The organism is Sphingopyxis sp. JAI128 (assembly GCF_014207235.1).
Lineage (GTDB): Bacteria > Pseudomonadota > Alphaproteobacteria > Sphingomonadales > Sphingomonadaceae > Sphingopyxis.
On the sequence record NZ_JACHDA010000002.1, the window covers coordinates 163,929 to 190,119 of the forward strand.

Consider the following 26,191-nt stretch of genomic DNA (forward strand, 5'->3'; position numbering starts at 1 on the left):
ATGCGATTTCGCCTTCCGGTTGCCCTCGCCCTCCCGCTCGCTTTCGCTGTTGCGGCGGAAGCGCAGCCGGAGGGGCGTCCGAACATCGTCTATATTATGTCCGATGATCACGCCTATCAGGCGATTTCGGCCTATGGGTCGCCGCTGTCGAAGCTGGCGCCGACGCCAAATATCGACCGGATCGCCAAGAATGGCGCGATCTTCACGCAGAGCTTCGTCGGCAATTCGCTTTGCGGCCCCAGCCGCGCGACGCTGCTTACCGGGCGTCAAAGCAACGCTCACGGTTTCACGCAGAACGGCCAGCGCTTCGACAACCATGTCTGGGTGTGGCCGCGCGCGCTGAGCCAGGCGGGCTATGCCACCGCAATGTTCGGCAAATGGCACATCAACTACTCGCCCGACGGCATCGGCTTCGACGATTGGAAGGTGCTCGACGATCAAGGCGAATATTATAATCCCGACATCATCACGCCCAAGGGGCGCAGCATCGCAGAAGGCTATGCCACCGACCTCATCACGCAATACAGCCTCGACTGGCTGAAAAACGGGCGCGACAAGTCCAAACCCTTTGCGATCCTGATCCACCACAAGGCGCCGCACCGCAATTTCATGCCCGCGCTGCGCCATGTGCAGAAATATCAGGGCGTGACCTTCCCCGTGCCGGACAATTATTTCGACGATTATGCGGGCCGCGTCGCGGCTGGCACACAGGAAATGAACATCTACCGCGACATGTATGAGGGGCACGACCTCAAGATGACCGTCGCAAAGGGATCGGCGCAGCTCCGCTACAATCGCTGGCCCGGCGCGTTCGACCGCATGACGCACGCGCAGCAGGCCGAATGGGACGCGGCGATGCAGGCCGACAACGACCGGCTTAACGCGGCGGCGCTGTCGGACCGCGACCTCGCGCTGTGGAAATATCAGCGTTACATGCAGCAATATCTGGGCACGATCGCTGCGGTCGACGAAGGCGTCGGCGCGGTGCTCGACTATCTCGGCGAAAGCGGCCTCGATCGGAATACCATCGTCGTCTACACCTCCGACCAAGGCTTTTATCTGGGCGAGCATGGCTGGTTCGACAAGCGCTTCATCTATGAAGAATCGATGCGCACCCCCTTCCTGATCCAGTATCCGGGGCATATCCGCCCGGGCACGCGCATCGCGGCACCGATCCAGAATATCGACTATGCGCCAACCTTCCTCGACTATGCCGGGGTCAAGGGTCCGGCGACGATCCAGGGTCGGTCGATGATGCCGCTGCTGACGGGCGGCACCCCGCGCGACTGGCGCAAGGACGTCTATTATCATTATTACGAGTTTCCGGGATTTCATGCGGTACGTGCGCATTATGGCGTGCGCGGCGAGCGATATAAGCTCGTGCGCTTCTACGGCGAAGGCCTCGACGCGTGGGAGTTTTACGACCTGAGGACCGACCCGCACGAGATGGACAACCGGATCGCCGACCCCGCGATGAAGGGCGCGATCGCGCGCATGAAGCGGCGGCTGATCGTACTGCGCCGCGAATATCAAGATACCAGCGGCCCCGCCATTTCCTGAGCGGGTTGCGATGACCGCGGGCGAGCGGTAGGCGCGATGGCGTGAGCCCTGAATCGCCCTCCGCGTTCGCGCCCTTCCGTTACCCTGCGTTTCGCGCGATCTGGATCGCGAACCTCGCGTCGAACATGGGGTCGATGATCCAGTCGGTCGCGGCGGCGTGGCTGATGACCGAGCTGACCAGCTCGCACCTGCTGATCGCACTGGTTGCGGCGAGCACGACGATTCCCGTCATGCTGCTCGGAATCTTCGCGGGGGCGATCGCCGACAATTTCGACCGGCGGCGCGTAATGCTCGCGGCGCAGACGGGGATGCTGATTGTTTCGGCCGCACTGACGCTGATCACCTATATGGGCGCGATCACGCCGCTGACCCTGCTGTTCTTCACGCTCGCCGTCGGGTGCGGCACGGCGCTCAACGGCCCCGCATGGCAGGCGTCGGTGCGGTTGCAGGTCGGGCCGAAGGATCTGCCGCAGGCGATCGCGCTCAACACCATCGCGTTCAACCTTGCGCGCAGCGTCGGCCCCGCGCTCGGCGGTCTGTTGATCTCGATCGTCGGCACCGCCGCCGCCTTCGGGCTCAACGCGCTGAGCTATATCGCGCTGATCTTCGTGCTGCTGCGCTGGCACCCCGAGACGGTGCCGCCTCGTCGCACCCCGATGCTGGCCGCCATCGCGGCAGGCCTTCGCTTCTGTGCGCAGTCGGACCCGGTACGCCGCGTCCTGATCCGCGGTTTCGCCTTCGGCTTCGGCGCGGCGGGGTTCCAGGCGCTGTTGCCCTCGCTCGTCCGCGACCGGCTGCACGGCACCGAAATCGTCTATGGCCTGTGCCTTGCCGCTTTCGGTGCGGGATCGATTTTCGCGGCACTTTGGATCGGCGCCGCGCGCCGCCGCTGGGGCAGCGACCGCGTCGTGACCGCCGCGTCGCTCATCTTTGCTGCCGCGATGCTGCCCGTCGCGCTGACTGCCAGCCTGCCGCCGACGATGCTCGCCGCATTTGTCGCCGGCGGCGCGTGGGTTTCGACGCTGACGACGCTCAACGTCGCAATGCAGCTCCGCTCGCCCGAAGAGATCCTCGGCCGCTGCCTGTCGATCTATCAGGCGGTGACCTTTGGCGCGATGGCGCTCGGCGCCTATACGCTCGGGCTGGTCGCCGACCTCACCTCGCTGCCCGCCGCGATCCTCGGCTCGGCAGGCTGGCTGCTGCTCTCGGCGCTGGTCCTGCGCTTCGTCGCGCCGATGCCGCGGCGCGACGAAGGCAGGCTGCTTCCCTAGGCCCGCCGGCCTCCATAGCGCGCATAGAGCGTCGGCAGCACGAACAGCGTCAGCAGCGTCGCCGTAACGAGCCCGCCGATGACCACTGTTGCGAGCGGCTTCTGCACCTCCGCCCCCGCGCCCGTTGCGAGCGCCATCGGCACGAAGCCGAGCGAGGCGACGAGCGCGGTCATCACGACCGGCCGCAGCCGTGCAAGCGCCCCCGCCCTTGCCGCTTCGGCGCGCGCGCTGCCTTCGGCGATCAGTTGCTGGATCGATGTCACCATCACCAGCCCGTTGAGCACCGCGATCCCCGACAGCGCAATGAAGCCAACCGCCGCCGAGATCGAGAAGGGCATGCCGCGCAGCGCCAGCGCCAGCGTTCCGCCGACCAGCGCGAGCGGGACGCCGGTGAAGACGATCGCCGCGTCGCGCACGCTGCCGAGCGCGCCGTAAAGCAGTAGCAGGATCAGCGCGAAGCACGCCGGAACGACAAGCGCGAGCCGATCGCGAGCCGAGGCGAGATTTTCGAACTGCCCGCCCCATTCGACATATTGCCCCGCGGGCAGGCGCACCTGTTCGCGAATCGCGCCTTGCGCATCCTCGACCACGCTCGCGACGTCGCGGCCGCGAACATTCGCCTGCACGACGATCCGCCTTTTACCATTCTCGCGGCTGATCTGGTTTGGCCCGTCGGCGACGGTCAACTCAGCGATGCTTTCGAGCGGTACGAAGCTGCCCCCCGGAGTCGGCACCGGAACCTGACCCAGCGCGGCAAAATCGGCCCGCGCCGCATCGGAGAGCCGAATAGTGACCGCAAAACGCCGGTCGCCTTCGAAGATCACCCCGGCATCGCGCCCGCCGACCGCCGCAGCGACCGTTTCCTGCAATGCCGCCGCGGTGATCCCGAGGCCGGCCATCGCATCGCGCTTTGGCCGGATGTCGAGCATCGGCAGCCCTTTGGTCTGCTCGACGCGGACGTCGGTCGCCCCCTCGGTCTTGCGCAGCACTCCCGCGATCCGGTCCGCGGTCGCCGCCATCGCATCGCTATCGTCGCCGAAGACCTTGACCGCGACGTCGCCGCGAACCCCGGCGATCAGCTCGTTGAAGCGCATCTGGATCGGCTGGCTGATCTCGAAGGCGTTTCCGGGCAGGCCGGCGAGCGTCTTTTCGACCTTTGCCGTCAGATCGGCCTTCGAAAGCCGCGGGTCGGGCCAGTCCTGCCGCTTCTTCATGATGATGAAGGTATCGGAGATGTTCGGCGGCATCGGGTCCGACGCGAGTTCGGCGGTGCCGGTCTTCGAAAAGACGAACTTCACTTCTGGCAGCGCGGCAAGCGCGCGTTCGGCGCGAAGCTGCATCGCCTGACTCTGATCGACCGACGTCCCGGGAACACGCAGCAATTGTGCGGTGAGATCGCCCTCGTCGAGTTGCGGCAGGAATTCCTGCCCCAGCGTGACATAGGCGCCCGCCCCGACGACAAGCGCCGCGACCGCAGCCAGCATCGTCTTCCGCGGCTGCCCCATCGCCCGGTCGAGCCCGGGTTCATAGCGCGCGCCGAGCCAGCGCATGATCCGCCCTTCCTTTTCCTCGACCGGCTTCGACAGCCAGATGGCGAGCATTGCCGGGACGAAGGTGAGCGACAGGACAAATGCCGCGGCGAGCGCGACGATCACGGTCATCGCCATCGGGGTGAAGGTCTTTCCTTCGACGCCCGTCAGCGTCAGCAGCGGGACATAAACGAGGATGATGATCGCCTGCCCGTATACCGACGGCCGGATCATCTCGCGCGCCGCGGCAGCGACAACGCCGAGACGTTCGTCGCGGTCGAGCGTACGCCCGAGCCGATGTTGCCGTTCGCCGATGCGGCGCAGCGCATTTTCGACGATGATGACAGCGCCGTCGACGATCAGCCCGAAATCGAGCGCGCCGAGACTCATCAGGTTCGCCGAGACGCCACCCTTGAGCATGCCAAAGCTCGTCAGCAGCATCGTGATCGGAATGACGAGCGCCGCGATCAGTGCTGCGCGGAAATTGCCGAGCAATAGGAAGAGGATGACGATTACGAGCAGCGCACCCTCGGTGAGGTTTTTCGCGACCGTCTTGACCGTTGCCTCGACGAGGCCGGTTCGATCGAGCACCGGCTGGATGACGATATCGGTCGGCAGCGACGCGTTGATCTCGTCGAGACGCTCCGCCACGCGGCTCGCCACATCTCGGCTGTTCTCGCCGATCCGCATGATCGCGGTGCCCACGACCACCTCGCGTCCGTTTTCGGACGCCGACCCCATACGGATCGCCTGTCCGGTGCGCACGCTCGCAACCTGATCGAGCCGGATCGAAACGCCGCCGCGGGTCGCAATCACCGTCTGCGCGAGCTCTGCCGCGCCGCCGATGCGCGCGTCGGAACGCACCGCGAGCCCCTCGCCGTTGCGGTCGACGACCCCGGCGCCGATCGCCCGGTTGTTCGCCTCGAGCGCGGTCGCGAGATCGCCGAGGCCAAGGCCGAGCGCGGCAAGTCGCTGCGTATCGGGGACGACCTGATATTGCTTCACATAACCGCCGATCGTGTCGACGCCCGCCAGCCCCGCCACGGGCTTGAGCAGCGGTGTCACGATCCAGTCCTGCGCGGTGCGCAAATAGGTCGCCATTTCAGCGTCGGTGACCAGCCGGTCGCCCTCGGGCGTGATATAACTGCCGTCGGGCTGCATTCCCGGTTCGCCGGGCTTGTGCCTGTCATCCTTGCGATGCGCCATATGGACCGTCCACATGAAGACCTCGCCCAGCCCCGTGGCGATCGGCCCCATTTCCGGGTCGACGCCTTCAGGGAGCGCACGTTCGGCCTCGCGCATCCTTTCGGCGACCTGCGCGCGCGCGAAATAGATGTCGGTCGCGTCGGTGAACACCGCGGTCACCTGGGCAAAGCCGTTGCGGCTCAAGGAGCGCGTGCTTTCAAGCCCCGGAATGCCGGCGAGCGCGGTTTCGATCGGAAAGGCGACCTGCCGTTCGACCTGTTCGGGCGAGAGCGCGGGCGCGCGCGCACTGATCTGCACCTGATTGTTGGTGATGTCGGGGACGGCATCGATCGGCAGGCGGCTAAGTGCCCACGCGCCGATCAGCGCCGCGATCGCGGTGAGGAGCAGGATGAACCAGCGGCGCGCGACGGCGAAATTGACGATGGAGGCGATCATGTCAGTGCCCCCCATGTTCGGCTTCGCCCTTGGCGAGTTCCGCCTTCAGGGTGAAACTGCCCTCGCCCGCGATGCTCTCGCGGCCCGAGAGGCCGGTGACCGTGGCCATGCCGCCGACCCGCGAGATGACGGTCACGGGAACGGCGCGGAATCCTTCCTTCGTGCGGACGAAGACGCTCGTGCGGCCCTCGACCGTCTGGATTGCGCTGTCGGGCACGCTCACGGCGTCACCCGCAGCACCGATCCGCAAGTTCGCGGTGACCGGTTCGCCGGGGCGCCAGGTGCCGTCCGCATTTTCGAGCAACGCTACTGCGGGGACGAGCCGTGTCGCGCTGTCGAGCACGGGCGACACGAAATGGACGCGCGCGGCGGCCGTGCGCGCACCCGACCGGACCTCGACGGGCGTGCCCACGCGGATGCGTCCGGCGTCAGCCGGGGTCAGCGACAGATTGATCGCGACGCGCCCGAGATTGGCGACGCGGAACAATTCGGCATCGGGCGCGACGGTCTGCCCGAGTATGACGCTGCGCTCGGTCACCTGCCCGCCGATCGGCGCGACGACGCCGATGCGGTTGAGTGCCCCGCCGCCGACGCCCGCCGCCGAAAGCTGCTGTCCGGCGAGGCGCAGCGCGATATTCGCCTCGGTCATCGCGGTGCGTGCCGCGATCAGGTCGCGTTCGGGCGAGACCTTGAGCGCGAACAGCCGCTCCTCGCGCGCGAGGTTCGAGCGAGCCAGATTGGCGCGCGCCTGCGCCGCCTCGACCTCGGCGCGCAATCCGGCGGCGTCGCGGCTTTCGATCACCGCCACGACTTCGCCCCGCCGGACGCCTTCGCCGAGATTGCGGTTGAGCGCGACGACGCGGCCGCCGATCGCCGCCGAAACGACCTGCGTCGCCTGCGGGTCGCTTTCGATCGTCGCGGGCAGGCTGAGCACCCCCGCGCCGGCAGTCGGGCTTACGAGGGCGATCCCCGCCGCATCGATCTGTTCGGCAGTCAGAAGGACAACTCCCTCGGCCTCGATCTCTTTCGCTTCGGCCTTTGCGGTGGGCGCCGCCGTCTGCTGGCCGCAACCGGCCAGGATGAGCGTCAGCGCGAGCGGCAGCGCCGCCCGATATCGGAACAGGATGGTCATTGATTGTCTCCCTCGGCAGGCAGCCGGGCCGTCAGCCGCGCAAGGCGCGCGACGGCATTATGATAAGCGGCGCGCGCGTCGATGCCGGCGCGGCGTGTTTCTATCAGCGTTCGTTCGGCGTCGAGCAGGATGATCTGGTCGAACTTGCCTTCGGCATAGCCGAGCCGCGCGATCCGTGCGGCTTCGGTCGCGGCGGCCAGCGCCGGTTCGGACGCCCGTACCGCCGTGGCCGCACGATCGCGCTCCGCCTCGGCCGCCGTGATCGCGCGTTCGGCGTCGAACAGTGCGATCCGGCCTTGCGCGTCGGCGCGGTCGCGCTCGCGCGCGGCCTGTGTCACGACCGCCCTGCCACCGTTGAACAGTGGCAGCGGCACCGACACGCCGAACACCATCGCCTGATCATTGCTCGCGAGCCGGCGCGTCCCGGCGATCAAGGTCAGGTCGGGCGCGCGCTGGCCGCGCGCGAGCCGCAACTCGGCTTCGGCCGTGGCGACATCGGCGGACGCGGCGGCCAGCGCCAGCGTCCCGCGGGCATCGACGGGCGTGGCAGGGCCTTGCCCCGTCGCCGCGGCCATGTCGAACCAGCGCTGGTCGAGCGCCGCGCGGGCGCCGTCGCCGACATATCGGACCAGCGTCGCGCGGGCTTCCGCCGCAGTCAGCCGTGCACTTTCGGCATCGGCGGTCGCGCGCACCTGCTCCAACGCGGCGCGCTGTTCGTCGATCGGCGAATTGGCGCCGACCATCACCCGGTCGCGGGCGAAGCGCAGATTTTCGGTTGTGACCGCAACCTGCGCTTCGGCAACGGCAGCATTTCTTTCCGACGCGATGGCGGCGATATAAGCCTCGGTGACCGCGAGGCGCCGGTCGGCTTCGGCGACCGCAAGGTCGATATAGGCGCGCCGGATCCGAGCGTCGGCGACCGCGACGCGCGCCGATCGTTTCCCGCCGAGCTCGATCGGCATCGCGAACGTCACGGTCGTATCCGACTCGTCGAACCCGCGGTAGGGCCCGGTTCCGAGCGCGTTTTCGGTGTCGACACTGACCGACGGATTGGGACGGAGCCGCGCGACGCCGCGCGCGGCCTGCGCGGCCCAGACGCCGACTTCGGCCGCCTGTGTCAGCGGGGTGGTCACGCCGGCGTCGGCCAGCGCTTCGTCAAGGGTGAGTATGTCGCCGCCCGCGGACGGGGGCGCGACTTGCGCCTGCGCCGACAAGGCACAGAGCGGCGCGGCCAGCATGGCCGCCCATAATGATTTCATCGTGATTTATCCTGAACAAGCCAAAATCAGCCGCCGGATATCCGGCAGCGCGGGCAGGTTCAGGCGATCGGCGGCCGCAGGTTGGCGCCGGGGATCAGTTGCGGCACGAAATCATGGCCGGCGGCATAATTGATACGATGAAGCGGCAGGTGCGCGACGCCGCCGCCGTCCACCGGACTGCCGACCTGATGATGGCCATGGCAGCCGTGACTGTGTAGCCCCATCTTGTCGGAATCGTTCGCGGGCTCGCCCTCGCTATGCCCGGCGTCTTCGGCGCAGGCCTCGACCGCGACCGGCACCGGCGCCTCGGCGGCATGCGCGACGCTCCCCAGTCCGATAGACAGGATCATCAGCAAACCGGTCAGGAGGCGCATCAGCGACTGCATGCCGCGTCTATACGGCTTGAAGGACGCAATGTCACGCTGCGCCATCCTCGGCCGTTTTGATCGTGAAGCGGCTGTTCGCCAATTGCAGTTCGTCGCCGCAATGGCTGCACGCCGCGATCATGCGCAGGTCATGGTCGCAAGGGCGGTGCGTGAGCAGCAGCGGCGGCCCGCGCTCGTCGGCGAACCAGCGATCGCCCCACTGGAGCAGCGCGAGCAGCACCGGATAGAGGTCGCGGCCCTTGGCAGTCAGTCGATATTCGACGCGGTCGGCGTGGCTCGAATAGGGTACGGTTTTCAAAATACCCTGCCTCACCAGCCGTTCGAGCCGGCCGGTCAATATATTCGTCGCCATCAGCGTGTCGCGCTGGATATCGTCGAAGCGGTTGATGTGCGTGAACATCGCGCGGACGACGAGCGTCGCCCAGCGGTCACCGAACAATTCGATCATCGTGTCGACCAGCGGGCGGCCGCCGGGGCGCCGCGCGCCGACCTCGCCGTTGAAGCGGCGGCGCTCGTAATGCGGGACAACCTGCGCAAGCCCCGGTCCCTCGCGCCAGTCAACGTCGCGCGGGTCGATTTCGGCCCGGCAGTGCGCGCACACCGGAACGGGCTCGGTCGCATGGCCGCAACTCTTATGGTGCAGGCGAACCTGAAAATCGCGGCCGTCGGCCTCCCAGCGATGCTGCCAGCGCAGCATCATCAACGCGTTGGGGAATTGGTCCCGCCCCTTTTGCGTCAGGACATAATGAAAACCGCGCCCGCCCTTCTTCGGGATTTTGGCGAGGCAATCCTCTTCGACCAGCTTCTTGAGGCGACCGTTGACGACCGAACGCGCAAGACCGGTGCGCGCGACAAATTCGTCGAAACTGTGGGTGCCAAGGAAGGCCTGTTCCATCAACAGCAACACGGGGACGTCGCCGACGACATCGAGCGCGCGCCAGATCGAACAGGCCCTGATCGTGCGGTCGTGTTTCAAATAAGCCGTCCTTACCCTTTCCCGGCCCTAAACCACGGCGGTTGGATCGACAAGGCTGGCACCTGCGACGGAAAGAGCGGCGCCGAACCGCCCTCACCATTGGATCAGAAACGCCCCGTCAATTGCACCGCGATCGTCCGCGGCCGGTCGACGATGCCGTTATAAGCATTGCCCGCACCCTGCGTGATCGTGGTCGCCAGCGGCATCGAGCTTGCGGTCTGCAGGATGCGCTGGTTGGTGAGGTTGCGGCCGATCAGCGCGACTTCCCAGCGGTCTTCGATCTGGGCGAGCGCAAGCCGTGCACCCAGCTTCACATAACCGTCCTGATGCGTGCGCGGATCGAGGTTCGCGGCGGCGATATAGGAGGAGGAGAAATCGGCATTGACGTTGAACGCCACCTTCATGTCGCTCGTCACCGGAGTCGTGTAATCGAGGTTCAAATTCCCCGACCATTTCGGGCTCAAGGCGTTGCGCTTGCCCGAATAGTCGCAGAAACCGTTCGGGCCCGGCGTCTGCAGATAATAGCATTGCCCATCGGTGAAGTTCGAGAATTTGAAGTCGAGATAGGCGACCGCGCCGCTGATCGTCAGCCCCGGTGCCACAGCCGCGCGGAAGTCCGCCTCGACCCCCTGCGTCCGCGCTTCGGCCGCATTGCGCACGTTGAAGTTCAGCGTGCCATCGAAGATATTGACCTGAAGATCCTTGTAGTCGGTGCGATAGACCGAGAGATTGAAGGCGACGTTGCGCCCCTTGTATTTCAGGCCCGCCTCGAAATTGTCGGCACTTTCGTCCTCGAACTCGAACGCGCCGGGCTTGGCCACGGTGGTCGAACCCGGCAGCGAGTTGGACCGGATATCGAAACCGCCTGCCTTTGTACCCTTGGCATAGGAGGCGTAGAGCATCAGATCATCGGTGGCGTCATACTGGACGTTCACCATCGGGTTGAAGCTGTCTTCGCTGAGCTTGCCCGACACGCTATGCGCTTCGATATTGAGCGCGCGGAACACCGCCGCGACGACGGGCGCCGGCGCGGTGCTGAGCGGTCCCTGCACGATGGCGAGGCTACGGCTGCCACTTTTTTTCTCGTGATTGAAGCGCGCGCCGGCAGTGATGCGCAGCTGGTCGGTCACCGACAATTCGCCCTGCGCAAAGGCCGATATCAGATCCGATTTCTGCGTGTAGACGCGGTCGTTGCTCGTGTCGCCCAGCGCGTTGAACGGCGCGCCAAGGGCGAGGAAGGTCGGGTTGAACAGGGTGAAGTCCTGCACGTCGAGCTTGGCATGCTGGTAATAGACACCCGCGATATAGTCGAACGCCTCGCCGCCGGGCGAGGTCAGGCGCAGTTCCTGGCTGAACTGGCGATAATCCTCGCGCAGGTTGGTGCCGTCGAGAAAGCTGATGCCCGAAAAATCGACATCGACGATCTCGCGGGTCTTGTAGTCGAGCAGCGACGAGACCGAAGTCAGCGTGTGGTCGCCGAGTTCGAGATCGGCGTTAAGGGTCGCGCCGAACACCTTGTTTTTACTCTCATACCCGTTGTCCTCGCGGACATAATCGGGGTCGGTGCTGACAAAGAACGGTCCTTGGAACACCATGTTGTAAATGCCCACCGCGCCGAAGACGTCGCGTGGCTGGCCCTTCATCTCGAAATCGGCATATTCGAGCTTGAGTTCGGCGGCGAAAGGTCCGCCCTTGTCGAACTCCAGCTTGCCGCGGACATAATATTCGTCGACGTTCGGTTCGTCGCGGTCGAGCTTCTGGTTATAGAAATAGCCGTCCATCGAGCGGTGATAGCCGACGACGCGCGCCTCGATCCCGTCGCTCAAGGGGCCCGAAAGGACGCCGGTGAGCTGAAGCTCCTTGTGGTTGAACTCGTAAAGGCCGCTGACCGAACCCTCGAATTCGTCGGTCGGGCTGCGCGTCGTGATATTGACCGCACCCGCGATCGCATTTTTGCCGAACAAAGTCGGCTGCGGCCCGCGCAGCACCTCGACACGCTCCATGTCGACGAGCGGCAAGCGCGAAAGCTGGTCGCGACCGTAATAGACGCCGTCGACGAACATCGCGACCGACTGCTCGAACCCCTTGTTGTCGCCCGAGGCGATGCCGCGGATCGCGATGCGGTTGGCGATCGCCGTCTGGGTGATCTTGAGGTTGGGGACCGACGAGGAAATTTGTTCGAGGTTGGTCTGGCCGTAATTTTCGACCTGCTTCCCGCTGACCGCCGAGATGGAGATCGGCACGTCCGACAGGCCTTCGGCGCGCTTTTGCGCGGTGACGATGATTTCCTCAAGCCCGCCCTGATCGCCCCCGGGTACCGTGTCCTGCGCAAGGGCGATTCCGGGGGTTGCAAGCGCGGTCGCAGCGAACAGCACCGCAAAGCTGGTCTTCATAATCTCTCTCCCTCCCACCATCGTCGGGTTTGCCCCGCGATGTTTTTCTGGCCTTGCGACTCTTATCGTCTTTAAGTATCGTTATGCAAGTCAGATAATTTGAGAGAGGATGAAGAGTGCCGAAACACGGCCTTCCACCAACGCTGACGCGGGGTTTGCGCCTGCCGGCGATCGCCGCACCGATGTTCCTCGTCTCGGGCCCCGATATGGTGATCGCGGCGTCGCGCGCAGGCGTAGTCGGGAGCTTTCCGGCCCCCAATGCGCGAACTTCGGCGGACCTCGAAGATTGGGTCGGCCGGATCGACGCCGAGCTGTCGAACGATCCCGAGGCGGCGGCTTGGGCGGTCAACCTGGTCGTTCATCCGTCGAACAGCCGTTTGCCCGAAGACCTCGCCTGCGTTGTGCGCCACAAGGTACCGTTGGTGATCACCGCGCTCGGCAGCCCGGCGCGGGTGGTCGAGGAAATCCACTCGTACGGAGGGCTCGTCTTTGCCGACGTCAATTCGGTCGGTTTCGCGCGCAAGGCAGCGGCGGCCGGGGTCGACGGGCTGGTGCTCGTCGCGGCGGGGGCGGGCGGGCATACCGGCGCGACCGCGGGTTTCGCCTTTGTCGAGGAGGTTCGCCAGTTCTGGGACGGGCCGCTCGTCCTCGGTGGGGCGATCTCGACGGGTCATGCGGTGCGCGCTGCGGAGATATTGGGCGCCGATTTAGCCTATCTCGGCACGTCGCTGATCGCCTGCGCTGAAAGCATGGCGGTAGAGCCCTATAAGGACATGGTCGTCGCGGCTGGCGCCGAGGATATCGTGCCTTCAAAAGGCATCACCGGCGTGACCGCCAACTGGCTGAAATCGAGCCTGATTGCCGCAGGCTATGACCCCGCGAACATGCCCGAGGACAAGCGCCCGAATTTCTCGGATGCGCAGGACGATGCCAAGGCGTGGAAAAATGTCTGGTCCGCCGGACAGGGCGTCGGCGCGGTGCGCGCGGTCGAACCTGTCGCGACCATCGTCGATCGCCTCGTGAAAGAATATGATGCGGCCGCCGCAAGGCCGCGCTTTGCAGCTGCCGAAGGAGCCCTCGCATGACCGCCCAGCTCGTCGATACGATCACCACCACGATCCAGCCAAACGACCACCCCTATATGAAGGGCGCGTGGCGCCCGACCTATAACGAATGGAACGCGGTCTTTGCGAATGGCGATGCCGAGGTGATCGGCAATATCCCGACCGACATCGACGGCGTTTATGTGCGCACGGGCGAGAACCAGATCCACGAACCGATCGGGCGTTACCACCCTTTCGACGGAGACGGCTTCATTCATTCGATTTCGCTCAAAGGCGGCCGTGCAAGCTATCGCAGCCGTTTCGTGCGCACCAAGGGGTTCGAGGCCGAGAAGGAAGCCGGCCGCTCGCTGTGGGCGGGGCTGATGGAGCCGCCGCACAAGTCGACCCGCCACGGCTGGGGGGCGCAGGAATGGCTGAAGGATTCAAGCTCGACCGACGTCGCGATCCATGCGGGCAAGATCATCTCGACCTTTTATCAATGTGGCGAGGCTTATCGGCTCGATCCCTTCACACTCGAACAGTTCGGCACCGAAAGCTGGGTGCCGCTCGACGGCATTTCGGCGCATTGCAAGGTCGATCTCGCGACCGGCGAGCTGATGTTTTTCAACTACTCGAAGCACGCGCCATTCATGCATTATGGCGTCGTCGGGGCCGATAACAGGCTCAAGCATTATATCCCGGTGCCGCTGCCCGGACCGCGGCTGCCGCACGATATGGCGTTCACCGAAAACTACACGATCCTCAACGACATGCCGCTTTATTGGAACGAGGAACTGCTCGAAAAGCGACTGCATGTCGTGCAATTTCATCCCGACCAGAAGACGCGCTTTGCGATCATCCCGCGGCACGGTCAGCCCGAAGACATCCGCTGGTTCGAGGCCGAGCCAACCTACACGCTCCACTGGCTCAACGCGTGGGAGGAAGGCGACGAGATCATCCTCGACGGCTATTATCAGGAAGAGCCGATGCCGAAATCCTATCCAAACGCGCCCGACGGGCTCGAGCGGATGATGGCCTATCTCGACCAAGGGCTTCTCAAACCCCGCCTTCACCGTTGGCGCTTCAACCTCAAGACCGGTGAGACCAAGGAAGAACGGCTCGACGAGCGCGACCTCGAGTTCGGGATGTTCAACCACCGCTACGCGGGCAAACCGTACCGCTACGCTTACAGCGCGATCCCCGAACCCGGCTGGTTCCTGTTCCGCGGCCTCGTCAAGCACGACCTGAACGCAGGAACGAGCGAGGACTATGAATTCGGCCCCGGCCGCTTCGGCAGCGAGGCACCGTTTGCGCCGCGGATCAACGCGAAGGATGAGGACGACGGCTATCTCGTCTCGTTCATCGCCGACCTCGAAACCGACACGTCCGAATGCGTGCTGATCGACGCCAAGAACATCGCGGCGGGGCCGGTATGCCGGATCATCCTGCCCGAGCGCATCTGCTCGGGAACCCACAGCGTATGGGCGAGCGGCGACGACATCGGCATGGGTCCGAACAACGTGCTGGCCGCCTGAGATGATCGTCGCGGGAGAGGAAAAGCGGCGACAATATCGCGAAAGCGGCTGGTGGGGTGACCAGACCTTTGCCAGCCTGTTCGCGGCGAATGCGGCGGCGCATCCCGAGCGGCTCGCGCTGGTCGATGCGCCCAACCGCGGCGACTTCGCCTTCGGCGAACCGCAGCGGTTGAGCTATGCCGAGCTGGTGGCTGAAATCGACCGGCTCGCGGGCGCACTCGTCAAGGCGGGGATCGGCAAGGACGATGCGTTGCTGGTCCAGCTGCCGAACATCAGCGAATTCGTCGCGGTCTATTTCGCCGCGGCAAAGATTGGCGCGATCGTCAGCCCGGCAGCGGTGCAATATCGCAGCCATGAGCTGAAGGGCATGATCGGCGTCGTTGCGCCCAAGGCCTTTGTCTGCGCGACAACGGTCAAGGGCTGCGATCACGTCGGCGTTGCAACGCCACTGTTGGAAGGCGTCGCCCTGATGACCTTCGGCCCCGATGCGCCCGTAGGAGCGCTCGACCTCTCGACCGCCGGCGGCGACGCCAGAGCCCTCGCCGCGCATGTCGCATCGAACCCGGTCGATGCCGACGACATCTTCACCATCTGCTGGACCTCGGGCACCACGGGCGTCCCGAAAGGCGTGCCGCGCAGCCACAACCACTGGATAGCGGTCGCCGCTGCCGGTTATGAGGCGATGAAGGTCGGACCGGGCGACGTCCTGCTCAACCCCTTTCCGCTGATCAACATGGCGAGCATCGGCGGCATCACCATGTGCTGGCTGACCAGCGCGGGGACGATGGTGCTGCACCACCCTTTCGACCCCGGCGTCTATCTGAAACAGATTGCGACCGAGCGGCCGAGCCTGACGATCGCCCCGCCCGCGGTGCTCAACATGCTGCTCCAGAATGAGGCGCTGCTCGCGTCGGTCGACCTTTCCAGCCTGCGCGTCATCGCCTCGGGCTCGGCGCCGCTCGCGCCCGCGATGGTGCGCGGATTCCAGGAAAAGCTCGGCATCATCATCGTCAATGTCTTCGGGTCGAACGAGGGGATGAGTTTCATCACCGGCGAGGGCGACATGCCTGACCCCGACAAGCGAGCGAGCCTGTTCCCACGACGCGGCACCTATCAGCGCCCCTATGGCGAGGGCCGCGCGCCCAATATCGAAAGCCGCCTCGTCCCGCCCGGCGGCGGCGATCCGATCGAGACCGACGGCGTATCGGGCGAACTCCAGATCCGCGGGCCGACCTTGTTCGAGGGCTATCATAACGCCCCCGATCGCACCGCCGAGGCCTTTACCGACGACGGCTGGTTCCGCACTGGCGACCTGTTCGAAATCGCCGAGGGCGGCGACTTTTATCGCTTCGTCGGGCGCTGCAAGGATTTGATCATTCGCGGCGGGGTCAACATCTCCCCCGAGGAAATCGACCAGTTGCTCGGCGGTCACCCTTTGCTGGCGGAAGCGTGCGTCTTTTCGCTCCCCGACCCGACGATGGGCGAGCGCATCGGTCTCGCCTATGTTCCGCGCGGAGCCGGCGATGTCGGGATCGACGAGATCGCCGACTATCTGCGCAGCCACGACCTCGCGATATTCAAACTGCCCGAGCGCCTGTTCCGCTTCGACACCTTTCCGCGCAACGTCACGGGCAAGGTAATGCGCAGCGACGTGCGCGACATGGCGCTCGCAACCCTCGAAAAGGAAGCCTGACATGGCGAAAGACGTCTTCATCCTCGGCGGCGCGCAAACCGACTTTGCGCGCAATCTCGAACGCGAGGGCGGCGGGTTGTTCGAGCTGTTCCGCGACGTCGCCGAAGCCGCCTTTGCGGCGACAGGCATCGAGCCGAAAGAAGTCGAAACCGCCCACGTCGGCAATTTTGTCGGCGAGCTCTTCGCGGGACAGGGCCAGCTCGGCGGGTTCTTCGGCCATGTCCACCCCGACCTCGCGGGCATCCCCGCCTCGCGTCACGAAGCTGCCTGCGCCTCGGGCAGCATCGCGATCCTCGCCGCCGCCGCCGAGATCGAGGCCGAGCGCTACGGCCTCGCGCTCGTGCTCGGTGTCGAGTTGATGCGCAACGTCCCCGGCCAGCGCGCTGCCGAATATCTCGGCGCCGCGGCTTGGGCAGGGCGCGAGGCGCAGGAGGCGCGTTACCTGTGGCCGTATATGTTCGCGCGCGTTGCCGAGGAATATGAAGAGCGCTTCGGGCTCGACCGCGCGCATCTGCGCGGAATTTCAGCCAATAATTTCGCCAATGCCAAGAAGAACCCCTATTCGCAGACGCGCGGCTGGGCGGTGACCGACGACCATCTGGGCGAGAATGACGAGGTCAATCCACTGATCGAGGGCAGCCTGCGCAAGTCCGATTGCGGACAGGTCACCGACGGCGCCGCCGCGGTTTTTCTGGCTTCGGCGGACGTTGCCGAAGTTTACGCCCAGCGTCGCGGCATCCCGCTCGACAGCATCCCCCGCATCAAGGGGTGGGGCCATGCCACCGCACCCCTCCTATATTCGACCAAGGTCGCGGACAGCCGCGGCCAAGACTTTGTTTTTCCTAGCGTTCGCAAGGCGATGATGGATGCGCTGCGGCGGGCGGAGATGCCCGACATCTATGGGTGCGACGGGGTCGAGGTGCATGATTGCTTCTCGATCACCGAATATATGGCGATCGATCATTTCGGTATCACGAAACCGGGCGAAAGCTGGCGTGCGGTCGAGGATGGGACGATCGCGCTCGGCGGGAAGTTGCCGGTCAATCCGTCGGGCGGACTGATCGGGCTGGGACATCCGGTCGGTGCCACCGGGGTGCGGATGTTGCTCGACGGCTGGCGCCAAGTCACGGGCAATGCGGGCGACTATCAGGTCGAGGGCGCGCGCAACTTCGCGACGTTCAACGTCGGCGGCAGCGCGACGACGGCGGTCAGTTTTGTGGTCGGCACCTGATTTGCCCTATCCCGTCTATCTTTATGACGCCGTACGCACCCCGCGCGGCAAGGCGCGGCCCGACGGCGGACTCGCGAACCTCGCCCCGCAGGAACTGGTGCGTCAGCAGGCGGCAGCGCTTGCGGCGCGGTGCGGCGATATCGCGGCGACGCCCGAGGCGCTGATCCTGGGATGCGTCACGCAGGTCGGCGCGCAGGGCGGGCACATCGCGCTGGTGTCGAAGCTGCACGCCGGCCTGCCCGGCCGAACTGCCGCGCACAGCGTCAATAATTACTGCGCTTCGGGACTGTCGGCGATTGGTCAGGCGGTGGCGAAAGTCGCAAGCGGCGAGGCCACGCACATCCTGGCAGGCGGCGTCGAATCGATGAGCGCCAGCCGGTTTTTGAGCGATGGCGCGGGCTTCTATACCAACGACGAGCTGCCGCCGCACGCGCGCTTCGTTCCGCCCGTGCTGGCGGCGGACCGGCTGGCGAACAGCGAAGGCATCGCACGCGCCGAACTCGACACGGTCGCGCTCGCGTCACAGGTCAAGGCCGCGGCAACGGAGAATGACGACACCCTCCAAGCCTCGCGCATCGCGACCGGCGCGCTGACGGGCGAAGAATGTATCCGGCCGCAAACGAGCACCGAATCGCTCGCAGCCGCGCCCGCCGCCTTCGGCGAATTGCAGGCGCAATATGCCCGCGCGCTTGAGGGCGCGAGCTTCGAACCGCTGCACAGCATCGCACACGCCCCGCCGATCTGCGACGGCGCCGGGCTGGCGCTCATCGGCGGCGAAGGGCTCGGCATCGCGCCGCGCGCGCGCGTTGTCGCCTTTGCCGAAAGCGGCGGCGATCCCGCGGCATCGCTGACCGCGGGGTTCGCGGCGATGGACAAGGTGCTGACGCGCGCCCGGCTGACGCTGGGCGACATGGACCGGATCGAGTTCATGGAAGCCTTTGCGGTCACCATCGCCAAATTCCTGCGCGATCGCGATGCCGATCCGGCACGGGTCAATGTGTCGGGCGGGCATCTCGCCAAGGGCCACCCGATGGGCGCGAGCGGAGCGATCCTGACCTCGACCCTGCTCGATGCGCTGGATGCGTGCGACGGCCGCTACGGACTTGTCGTGCTGACGGGCGCGATGGGGGTCGGCGCGGCGACGGTGGTCGAGCGTGTGGTGTAAGAATCCTCGCGGAGCGATGGCGACCTGCCGCCCGAACGGCTGACGGAGGGGCTGCTGGCGCGGCCGTTGCCGCCCCTCCACCATTTGCTTCGCGAAGGGTCCCCATCCCCACGACTTCGCCGCAGGGAGGATTGTCGGTCGCAAAAGCCGATTGCGCAAAAGCGTCATTCCGCTATGGGCGGCGCGTGCGGGGCTTACCCCGCACATGATCGCGCCGGTGCCCGAGAGGGCTTAAAATGGGAACGCGGTAACGGGGTTCGTCCTGAACCCCGAAAGCCGAGGCTGTCCCTGCAACTGTAAGCGGCGAGCGAGATGCACCGGTTCGAGGCTTTCGGACCAGCCACTGGGATCACCTGGGAAGGCGCGCATCGAGCCCTGACCCGCGAGCCAGGAGACCTGCCGGCGTGGGTCGCTCAATGCCTTGGCCCAGGGAAAGGCCGCGGCACGGAGGTTTCCGTCGAGCGACGACCAGGCGGCTGGAGCCGCCTCGGTGCCGAAGTCGCAGGCCATGACGCCACTTGCGACGCCGGCATCGGCCGGTCGCGCCCGCGCATCGGCAGGCTCCGCCTTCGTTGCCGGCGTGCGGGGGCCTTCCCATGTTGAAGTTTGCAAGCATTTCCTTGTTGGCACTGGCTGCGGCGACGCCAGCGTTCGCCGAAACCACCGATAGCGAAGGCGGCGACGATATCGTCGTTACCGCGTCGGGCATCGAGCAGCCGCGCGACGAAGTCGGTCAGGCAATCACGATCATCGACGCCGATACGATCGAGAAGCGCCAGACGGTCGATATCGTCGACCTGCTCGCGACGACACCCGGCGTGCGCTTCAACCGTACGGGCAGCACCGGTTCGGTCGCGGGTATCTCGCTGCGCGGTGCGGAGACGACGCAGACCCTGGTGCTGATCGATGGGGTCAAGGTCAACGACCCCAGCGGCATCGGCGACGGATATGATTTCGGTCATTTGCTCACCGGCAATATCGACCGGATCGAGGTGCTGCGCGGGTCGAATTCGGTCGTCCACGGCAGCCAGGCGATCGGCGGGGTGGTCAGCCTGATGACCGCGACCCCGGCCGGCGGCTTTGCCGCCAATGCCTCCAGCGAATATGGTTATAGCGACACGCTCTCCGCCAAGGCCGATCTGTCGGGCAGCGCCGGGGCGATTTCGGGCGGGATCGGCGGCGCCTATTTCCGCACCGACGGCATTTCGTCGGCGGCGGTCGGCACCGAGAAGGACGGATACAAGAATTTCGCCGGCAACGCGCGGCTGAAAGTTGCGTTCAGCGATGCGCTGAGCCTCGACCTGCGCGGCTATTACATCAACGCCGACCTCGATTATGACAGCTTCTTCGGCGCGCCAGCCGACAGCGCCGACGTCGCCAATCTGGACCAATATGTCGGTTATGCCGGGCTGAACCTTGGCCTGTTCGACGGCAATTTCACCAGCCGCGCGGCGGTGACGTGGATGCGCAACGAGCGCGATTATTATTTCGTGCGCGGTACCGCGCCCGATTACGGCTATTCGGGCACCAATCTGCGGTTCGAATATCAGGGCGTCGTGACGCCGGCGCAGCAGGCCAAGCTGATCTTCGGTTACGAGCATGAACGCCCCGATTATGATTTCTTCGGTTTCGGATCGACCGACAGCCAGAAGGCCAATATCGATAGCGTTTATGCGCTGGGGATCGTCCAGCCGCTTGCCGGCCTGTCGCTGTCGGGCGGCGTCCGTCACGACGACCACAGCCAGTTCGGCGGCGCAACGACGTTCGGCGCCAACGCCAATTATTCGCCAAACGCGGGCGCGACCAATTTCCGGCTGAGCTATGGCGAGGGCTTCAAGGCGCCATCGCTGTACCAGCTTTACGACGCGTTCAGCGGCAATGCGGCGCTGCGCCCCGAACGGTCGAAAAGCCATGATATCGGCATCGACCAGAGCCTTGCCGACGGCCGCGCGCTGATTTCGCTGACCGCATTCCTGCGCAACACCACCGAACAGATCAATTATGACAATGCGACCTTCAAATATGGCAATATCGATCGCACGCGCGCCAAGGGGGTCGAGGCGACGCTAGCGCTGAAGCCGGTCGACGCGCTGAACGTCACCGCGTCGTACAGCTATATCGACGCGCGCGACCGGTCGGGACGCGCCGCGTTCGACGGCAAGCGCCTGCCCCGCCGCGCCGAACAGGCGGTCAGCCTGTCGGCCGATTATGACTGGTCGTTCGGCCTGTCGACCGGCGCGACGTTGACGATGGTCGGCGACAGCTTCGACGATGCGGCGAACGCGGTGCCGCTCGACGGCTATGCACTCGCAGGGATTCGGGCGTCCTTCGCTGTGGGCGACCATTTCGAGATTACCGGCCGCGTCGATAATCTGCTCGACGCCGATTATGCGACGTCCGCGGGTTACGGCACCTATGGCCGCGCGGCCTATGGCGGCGTGCGGGCTCGCTTCTGATGAAGCCGCGGAGCGACGTCGAGCACACGGCGAAGATGAAGAAGATCCAGGCGGCGCAGAATAAAAAGGTCGCGGCGAAGACTGTCGAAAAGGGACTGGTCATCGTCCACACCGGTCCCGGCAAGGGCAAAACCTCCGCCGCGCTCGGCATGGCGGTGCGCGCAATCGGACATGGGATGAAGGTCGGCGTGATCCAGTTCGTCAAGGGCGCGATGCCGACCGGCGAGAAAGCCGTGTTCGATCGTTTCCCCAACCTCATCGAATTCAAGCCGATGGGCGAAGGCTTCACCTGGGATACGCAGGATCGCAGCCGCGATATCGCGGTCGCGCGCGAAGCGTGGGAGGAAGTCAAACGGATGATCGCCGATCCCTCCTATGCGATGGTGGTTGCCGACGAACTCAATATCGTGCTGCGGTACGATTATCTGCCGGTGGATGAGGTGCTCGAGGCGCTGGCGGCGAAACCGCATATGACGCATGTAATCATCACCGGGCGCAACGCGCCGCAGGCGCTGATCGACGCCGCCGACCTCGTCACCGAGATGGCGCAAGTGAAACATCCTTTCCGCGAGCAGAATGTGAAGGCCCAAAAGGGGGTCGAATTCTGATGCGCGCGCGGGGCCTTGCCGCGGCGGCGCTGCTTGGCGGCTGCGGCGTGCTGTGGGCGGCCTCCCCCGCCCCGCGCGCCGAGGCCCCGGCGGTGCCGCAGCGCATCGTGTCGATCAACCTCTGCGCCGACCAACTCGTGCTCGCGCTCGCCGACCGGGGACAGATCGCCGGGCTGACCAAGAACGCCACCGACGCCGAAATGTCGGGCGAGGCGGCAAAGGCGCACGGCATCCCGCTGCTGAGCAATTCGGCGGAGCAGATATTGGCGATCGAGCCCGATTTGATCGTCGGCATGCCCGCGAGCCGCAGCATGGCGCTCCGCGCGCTGCCGGAGCAGGATTATCCGCTGCTTGACCTCGCGACCGCAAACACGCTGGAGGACATTTATGCCTCGATCCGCGAAACCGCCACTGCGGTCGGTCATCCCGAGCGCGGCGGCGCGCTGATCGCGCGCATGCAAGGAGAGCTGGCGGGGCTGTCCAAACCCGGACGCGGCCGGGTTACCGCCTATTATCAACGCCGCGGCTATATGACGGGGACGGGGACGCTGATCGACGAGTTGATGGGTCGGGTTGGACTGGTCAATCTCGCGGGCCAGCTCGGTAAGCCGCCGCTGTCGCAATTGAGCCTCGAGGAAATGGTCGCGGCGAAGCCCGACTTCCTGATCGTCGAGAGCGCGACCGATGTCGTGACCGACCAGGGAAGCGAAATGCTGCACCATCCCGCGATCAAGGATATTCGGCGCATCAGCATTCCGCAGGCTTGGACGGTCTGCGGCAGCCCCGCCTATACACAGGCGGCGCGCAGCATATCGGCGCAGATCGCGCGGCATGACGGGGGCCGCTCATGAACCGATTTGCCCTGCCCCGCTGGTCGCTGATCGGCGCGCTCGCGGCATTGACGCTCGCCGCCGCTATTGGATCGCTGCTGTTCGGCGCGGTCGACCTGTCGATCGTGCGGCTGGTTGCAGCCGCAACCGGCGACGGCGACCGGGTCGCGTCGATCATCCTCTTCGAACTCCGCCTGCCGCGCACGCTGCTGGCGCTGGCCGTGGGCGCGATGCTCGGACTCGCGGGAGCGGCTTTGCAAGGCTATCTGCGCAATCCGCTTGCCGAGCCGTCGGTGCTCGGCACGTCAAACGCCGCGGCGCTCGGCGGGGTCGCGGCGATCTATTTCGGGCTCGCCGAGATCCATCCCCTCGTGCTGCCACTGCTCGCAACCGGCGGCGCGCTCGTTTCGCTCGCGCTGCTTTTCGTCCTCGCGGGCCGCGCCGAAAGCCCGCTGACGCTGATCCTCGCCGGGATCGCAGTGGGAACGCTCGCGGTCGCGGGAACCAGCCTCGCACTCAACCTGTCGCCCAATCCCTTCGCGGCGATGGAGATCATGACGTGGCTGCTCGGCAGCCTCGAGAACCGGTCGTTCGATCATGTGTGGATCGCGTTGCCGTGCATCGCGGTCGGGGCCATGATGCTGCTGTGGAACGGGCGCGCGCTCGATGCGCTGACGCTGGGCGAGGATGCGGCGCAGGCGCTCGGCACCGATTTGCGGCGCACGCGGCTCCGCCTGTTGATCGGTACGGCGATCGGGGTCGGCGGCGCGGTCGCAGTGTCAGGGTCGATCGGCTTTGTCGGACTGATCGTTCCGCACCTCATCCGCCCGCTCACCGACCGCAGCCCGTCAGCGATCCTGCTGCCCTCGGCCATTGGCGGCGCGGCGCTGCTGACGCTCGCCGACTTGGGCGTGCGGATCATCCCGACGACGAACGAATTGAAGCTGGGTGTCGTCACGGCCTTTCTGGGGGTGCCGGTCTTCCTCCTCCACCTGATGCGGGAGCGGCGGCTATGGTGAGCCTGATCCTCGATCATGTCGGCGTCACGCTCGGCCGCCGTGCGGTGGTGCATGATGTCAGCGCCGATTTCGGCGCGGGCACGCTGACCGGGATCGTCGGGCCCAATGGCGCGGGCAAATCGACGCTGGCGCGCGCGATGCTCGCGCTGGTGCCGACGAGCGGAAGGGTCGACGTCGATGGGGTCGGAGCGGCTGCAATGCCGCGCAGCGAGCTTGCGCGGCGGATCGCCTATGTGCCGCAGGGACAGACCTTGCACTGGCCGCTCACCGTCGAGCGGCTCGTCGGCCTGGGACGGCTGCCGCATCTTGCGCCGATGTCGCGGATATCCGATGCCGATACGGCGGCGATCGAGCGGGCGATGGTGCGAGCAGACGTGCTGGAACTGCGCGACAGGATGGCGACCGAGTTGTCGGGCGGCGAGCGTGCGCGGGTGCTGTTCGCCCGCGCGCTCGCGGTCCAGGCGCCCGCGCTGATCGCCGACGAGCCGCTCGCGAGCCTCGACCCGGGGCACCAGATCGACGTAATGGAACTGTTGCGCGCCGAAGCGGACGGGGGCGGGCTCGTCATCGCGGTGCTCCACGACCTCACGATGGCGGCGCGCTATTGCGACCGGCTGCTGCTGATCGACGGCGGGCGGATCGTCGCCGACGGCACCCCCGCCGAGGTACTGACCGCCGAGCGGCTGCGCGCGGTCTATGGCATCGATGCGCGCGTCGAGACCGGCGGCGAATGGCCGACGATCACGACCTTCGGGCGCGCACGATGAGCGCGGCGCGGTTCGCCGAGGAAGGCTATGCAGCAGCGCCGATATTCGATCCCGCGCTAGTCCGCGCGGCGGCGGGCGATATTGCCGAGCATATCGACCGGGTGGCGCGGGCGCTCTACCTTCCGTTCGAGGCGAGTTGCCCCGACGCACCGCTGGTCGAACGGATCGACCAAGTCTATGCGAAGGAACGCAGCGTCGCTAACCTGCTGCGCGTTGCGGTCTGCACCGATGCGCATCGCGGCGAACGATTGCAGGCGCTGGCGAACGATTCGCGACTGATTGCGACGGCCGAAGATCTGAGCGCGCGCTCGCTGGCGGGCAGGATCATACGCGTGCGCGCGAACATCGCCTGCTTTCCCGAACATCGCCACGCGTGGCACAGCGACGTCGCGCGCGACGATGGGACCGGGTGCAGCAAAGTCGTCGTGACCGCGTGGATCCCGCTGAGCGACGTGGGACCGGCAAGCGGCGGGCTCGAGGTCGCGGCCGGGCGCCAGCCGGCGCCGCTCGCGAGCGCAGGCGACGAGGGGTATGAGATTCCCGAATGGCGGCTCGCGAGCCTGCCGCGCGTGCGGCCCGCGTGTCCGGCGGGGACGGCGCTGTTCCTCGACCGCTTTACGCCGCATCGCACGCTGCCGACAAAGGCGACGCGTTTCGCGCTCGTCGTGTGGATGAAGGCGGCCTAGCCGCTCCCGCCGCTGCGGCAGAAGCCGACGACATAGGCGATGATCATGCGGTCGCGCTGCGGCGACGGGGGGCCGAGCACGCCCTGCGCGTGCGGTGGCAGGTGATCGACCGCGTGCATCGCCCCCTCGCCGAAGACATAATGCTCGAACCAGCTTTTCCACGCGGCGCGTTCGGCGCCCGGAAGTTCGCGGATCGAGTGCATCGCTAGCATCAGCGCGGCGAAAGGGAAGCGGTCCTGCCGCTGGCCGAACCAATAATTGACGAGGACATTGAGCGCGCCCTCGCTGCGCACAGAGTGCCACCACATCGGCGGCATGTAGATCGCATCGCCCGGCGTGAGGTCGGCCACCAGCTTGTGCCGCTCGGCCTCGGCATATCGCGGGTAGCGCGCATGGTCGGGATGATCGGGATCAACCATGCTCGTCGGCTGACCCGCAATCGTGCGCTCGACGGGGCCGACGTAGAGGTTCGCAATCTGCTCGGGCGGAAAAAGCGTGAAGCGGCGGCGGCCCGCGACGACGACCGCGATATTCGCCGCCATATCGTAGTGCGGCGCGATGCGGCTGGCGTTGCCGACCCAGATGCGGGGATCGACGCCGGTATCGATGGGCAGCGGATTTTCTGCCGCGAAACTTGCGACGCTTTCGGGCGTCGGGGTCGATCCCGCATAGAGGCTCGGCGCATCGCCTTCTTCGCGTAGCGCGACGAGGCGCTCGACCAGCGCCTTCATCGGCATTTTTTCGCTGCGGAAATTTACACCACGCATATCGTCGGAATAGAAATAGCGCCCACCGGTTTCAGGCGGACCGACGAGTACGGTCAGCGGCTTTCCGCCATCGCGCTCGGCCAGATAGGCGGCAATTGCCTCGTCGGCCTCACCCGCTGCCGCGACCGCAGGCCAGTCGTTCGCGATGCCGCGAATAATCGCGGGACGGTCGGCCGCTGCAACCGCCTGCGCGATTGCAGCATGGTCGCTGCCCGCAATTTCTTCCAACGTCCCGCTCACTCCG

The 26,191-nt window shown here is 65.9% G+C and carries 20 protein-coding genes and 1 riboswitch; of the genes, 13 read left to right on the forward strand and 7 right to left on the reverse strand.

Annotation, left to right across the window (positions count from 1 at the left end):
- Together HDC35_RS04780 and HDC35_RS04785 are read left to right on the forward strand one after the other, a co-directional pair.
- Positions 1-1,560 (forward strand): sulfatase, encoded by a 1,560-nt coding sequence (locus HDC35_RS04780; RefSeq protein ID WP_184644258.1) that lies wholly within the window; start codon positions 1-3, stop codon positions 1,558-1,560.
- A gap of 41 nt (positions 1,561-1,601) precedes the next feature.
- A complete protein-coding gene (locus tag HDC35_RS04785; RefSeq protein ID WP_184644260.1) occupies positions 1,602-2,831 on the forward strand; it encodes an MFS transporter in 1,230 nt (409 codons plus the stop codon).
- Here HDC35_RS04785 and HDC35_RS04790 read toward each other — a convergent pair.
- The 6 genes from HDC35_RS04790 to HDC35_RS04815 form a co-directional block, all read right to left on the reverse strand.
- The gene (locus HDC35_RS04790; protein WP_184644262.1) at positions 2,828-6,001 is read right to left on the reverse strand and encodes an efflux RND transporter permease subunit; all 3,174 of its coding nucleotides are present in this window, start codon (positions 5,999-6,001) and stop codon (positions 2,828-2,830) included. The two genes, HDC35_RS04785 and HDC35_RS04790, sit on opposite strands and share 4 nt — an antisense overlap.
- Before the next feature lies 1 nt (position 6,002).
- Positions 6,003-7,133, reverse strand: coding sequence for an efflux RND transporter periplasmic adaptor subunit (locus tag HDC35_RS04795; protein WP_184644264.1), 1,131 nt, complete (start codon positions 7,131-7,133; stop codon positions 6,003-6,005).
- Positions 7,130-8,392, reverse strand: a complete 1,263-nt coding sequence (locus HDC35_RS04800; RefSeq protein ID WP_184644266.1) for a TolC family protein — start codon at positions 8,390-8,392, stop codon at positions 7,130-7,132. The genes HDC35_RS04795 and HDC35_RS04800 overlap by 4 nt, the downstream gene beginning before the upstream one ends.
- 59 nt (positions 8,393-8,451) lie before the next feature.
- Positions 8,452-8,766 (reverse strand): hypothetical protein, encoded by a 315-nt coding sequence (locus HDC35_RS04805; protein ID WP_184644268.1) that lies wholly within the window; start codon positions 8,764-8,766, stop codon positions 8,452-8,454.
- A gap of 43 nt (positions 8,767-8,809) precedes the next feature.
- Positions 8,810-9,754 carry a helix-turn-helix domain-containing protein gene (locus HDC35_RS04810; protein ID WP_184644270.1) on the reverse strand — a complete coding sequence of 315 codons (945 nt, stop codon included), beginning with the start codon at positions 9,752-9,754 and terminating at the stop codon, positions 8,810-8,812.
- A 104-nt stretch (positions 9,755-9,858) separates the two neighbouring features.
- Complete coding sequence (locus HDC35_RS04815) at positions 9,859-12,147, reverse strand: TonB-dependent receptor (protein WP_260397529.1); 2,289 nt, start codon at positions 12,145-12,147, stop codon at positions 9,859-9,861.
- A 116-nt stretch (positions 12,148-12,263) separates the two neighbouring features.
- Between HDC35_RS04815 and HDC35_RS04820 the strand changes: the two genes are divergently transcribed.
- The 11 genes from HDC35_RS04820 (at position 12,264) to HDC35_RS04870 (ending at position 25,180) form a co-directional block, all read left to right on the forward strand.
- A complete protein-coding gene (locus HDC35_RS04820) occupies positions 12,264-13,232 on the forward strand; it encodes a nitronate monooxygenase family protein (RefSeq protein WP_184644274.1) in 969 nt (322 codons plus the stop codon).
- Positions 13,229-14,725, forward strand: coding sequence for a carotenoid oxygenase family protein (locus HDC35_RS04825; protein WP_184644276.1), 1,497 nt, complete (start codon positions 13,229-13,231; stop codon positions 14,723-14,725). The genes HDC35_RS04820 and HDC35_RS04825 overlap by 4 nt, the downstream gene beginning before the upstream one ends.
- A gap of 1 nt (position 14,726) precedes the next feature.
- Entirely contained in the window at positions 14,727-16,418 is a 1,692-nt protein-coding gene (locus HDC35_RS04830; RefSeq protein WP_184644277.1) for a class I adenylate-forming enzyme family protein, read from the forward strand.
- Between the two features lies 1 nt (position 16,419).
- Positions 16,420-17,649: an acetyl-CoA acetyltransferase gene (locus tag HDC35_RS04835; RefSeq protein WP_184644279.1), complete on the forward strand. Its 1,230-nt coding sequence runs from the start codon at positions 16,420-16,422 to the stop codon at positions 17,647-17,649.
- A gap of 1 nt (position 17,650) precedes the next feature.
- Positions 17,651-18,814 carry a beta-ketoacyl synthase N-terminal-like domain-containing protein gene (locus tag HDC35_RS04840; RefSeq protein WP_260397530.1) on the forward strand — a complete coding sequence of 388 codons (1,164 nt, stop codon included), beginning with the start codon at positions 17,651-17,653 and terminating at the stop codon, positions 18,812-18,814.
- 198 nt (positions 18,815-19,012) lie between these two features.
- A riboswitch (cobalamin riboswitch) is annotated at positions 19,013-19,233 on the forward strand.
- Between the two features lie 177 nt (positions 19,234-19,410).
- A complete protein-coding gene (locus HDC35_RS04845) occupies positions 19,411-21,270 on the forward strand; it encodes a TonB-dependent siderophore receptor (RefSeq protein WP_184644284.1) in 1,860 nt (619 codons plus the stop codon).
- Positions 21,270-21,878: a cob(I)yrinic acid a,c-diamide adenosyltransferase gene (cobO, locus tag HDC35_RS04850; RefSeq protein WP_184644286.1), complete on the forward strand. Its 609-nt coding sequence runs from the start codon at positions 21,270-21,272 to the stop codon at positions 21,876-21,878. Before HDC35_RS04845 ends, cobO begins: the two co-directional genes overlap by 1 nt.
- The gene (locus HDC35_RS04855; protein ID WP_184644288.1) at positions 21,878-22,729 is read left to right on the forward strand and encodes an ABC transporter substrate-binding protein; all 852 of its coding nucleotides are present in this window, start codon (positions 21,878-21,880) and stop codon (positions 22,727-22,729) included. The genes cobO and HDC35_RS04855 overlap by 1 nt, the downstream gene beginning before the upstream one ends.
- Positions 22,726-23,727, forward strand: a complete 1,002-nt coding sequence (locus HDC35_RS04860; RefSeq protein WP_184644290.1) for an iron ABC transporter permease — start codon at positions 22,726-22,728, stop codon at positions 23,725-23,727. The genes HDC35_RS04855 and HDC35_RS04860 overlap by 4 nt, the downstream gene beginning before the upstream one ends.
- A complete protein-coding gene (locus tag HDC35_RS04865) occupies positions 23,721-24,494 on the forward strand; it encodes an ABC transporter ATP-binding protein (protein ID WP_184644292.1) in 774 nt (257 codons plus the stop codon). Before HDC35_RS04860 ends, HDC35_RS04865 begins: the two co-directional genes overlap by 7 nt.
- Positions 24,458-25,180, forward strand: a complete 723-nt coding sequence (locus tag HDC35_RS04870; RefSeq protein WP_184644294.1) for a hypothetical protein — start codon at positions 24,458-24,460, stop codon at positions 25,178-25,180. The genes HDC35_RS04865 and HDC35_RS04870 overlap by 37 nt, the downstream gene beginning before the upstream one ends.
- Here the strand turns inward: HDC35_RS04870 and HDC35_RS04875 are convergent.
- On the reverse strand, positions 25,177-26,187 hold the full coding sequence (locus tag HDC35_RS04875) for a cupin-like domain-containing protein (protein ID WP_311770713.1): 1,011 nt from the start codon (positions 26,185-26,187) through the stop codon (positions 25,177-25,179). The genes HDC35_RS04870 and HDC35_RS04875 overlap by 4 nt on opposite strands.
- Positions 26,188-26,191: the final 4 nt, after the last annotated feature.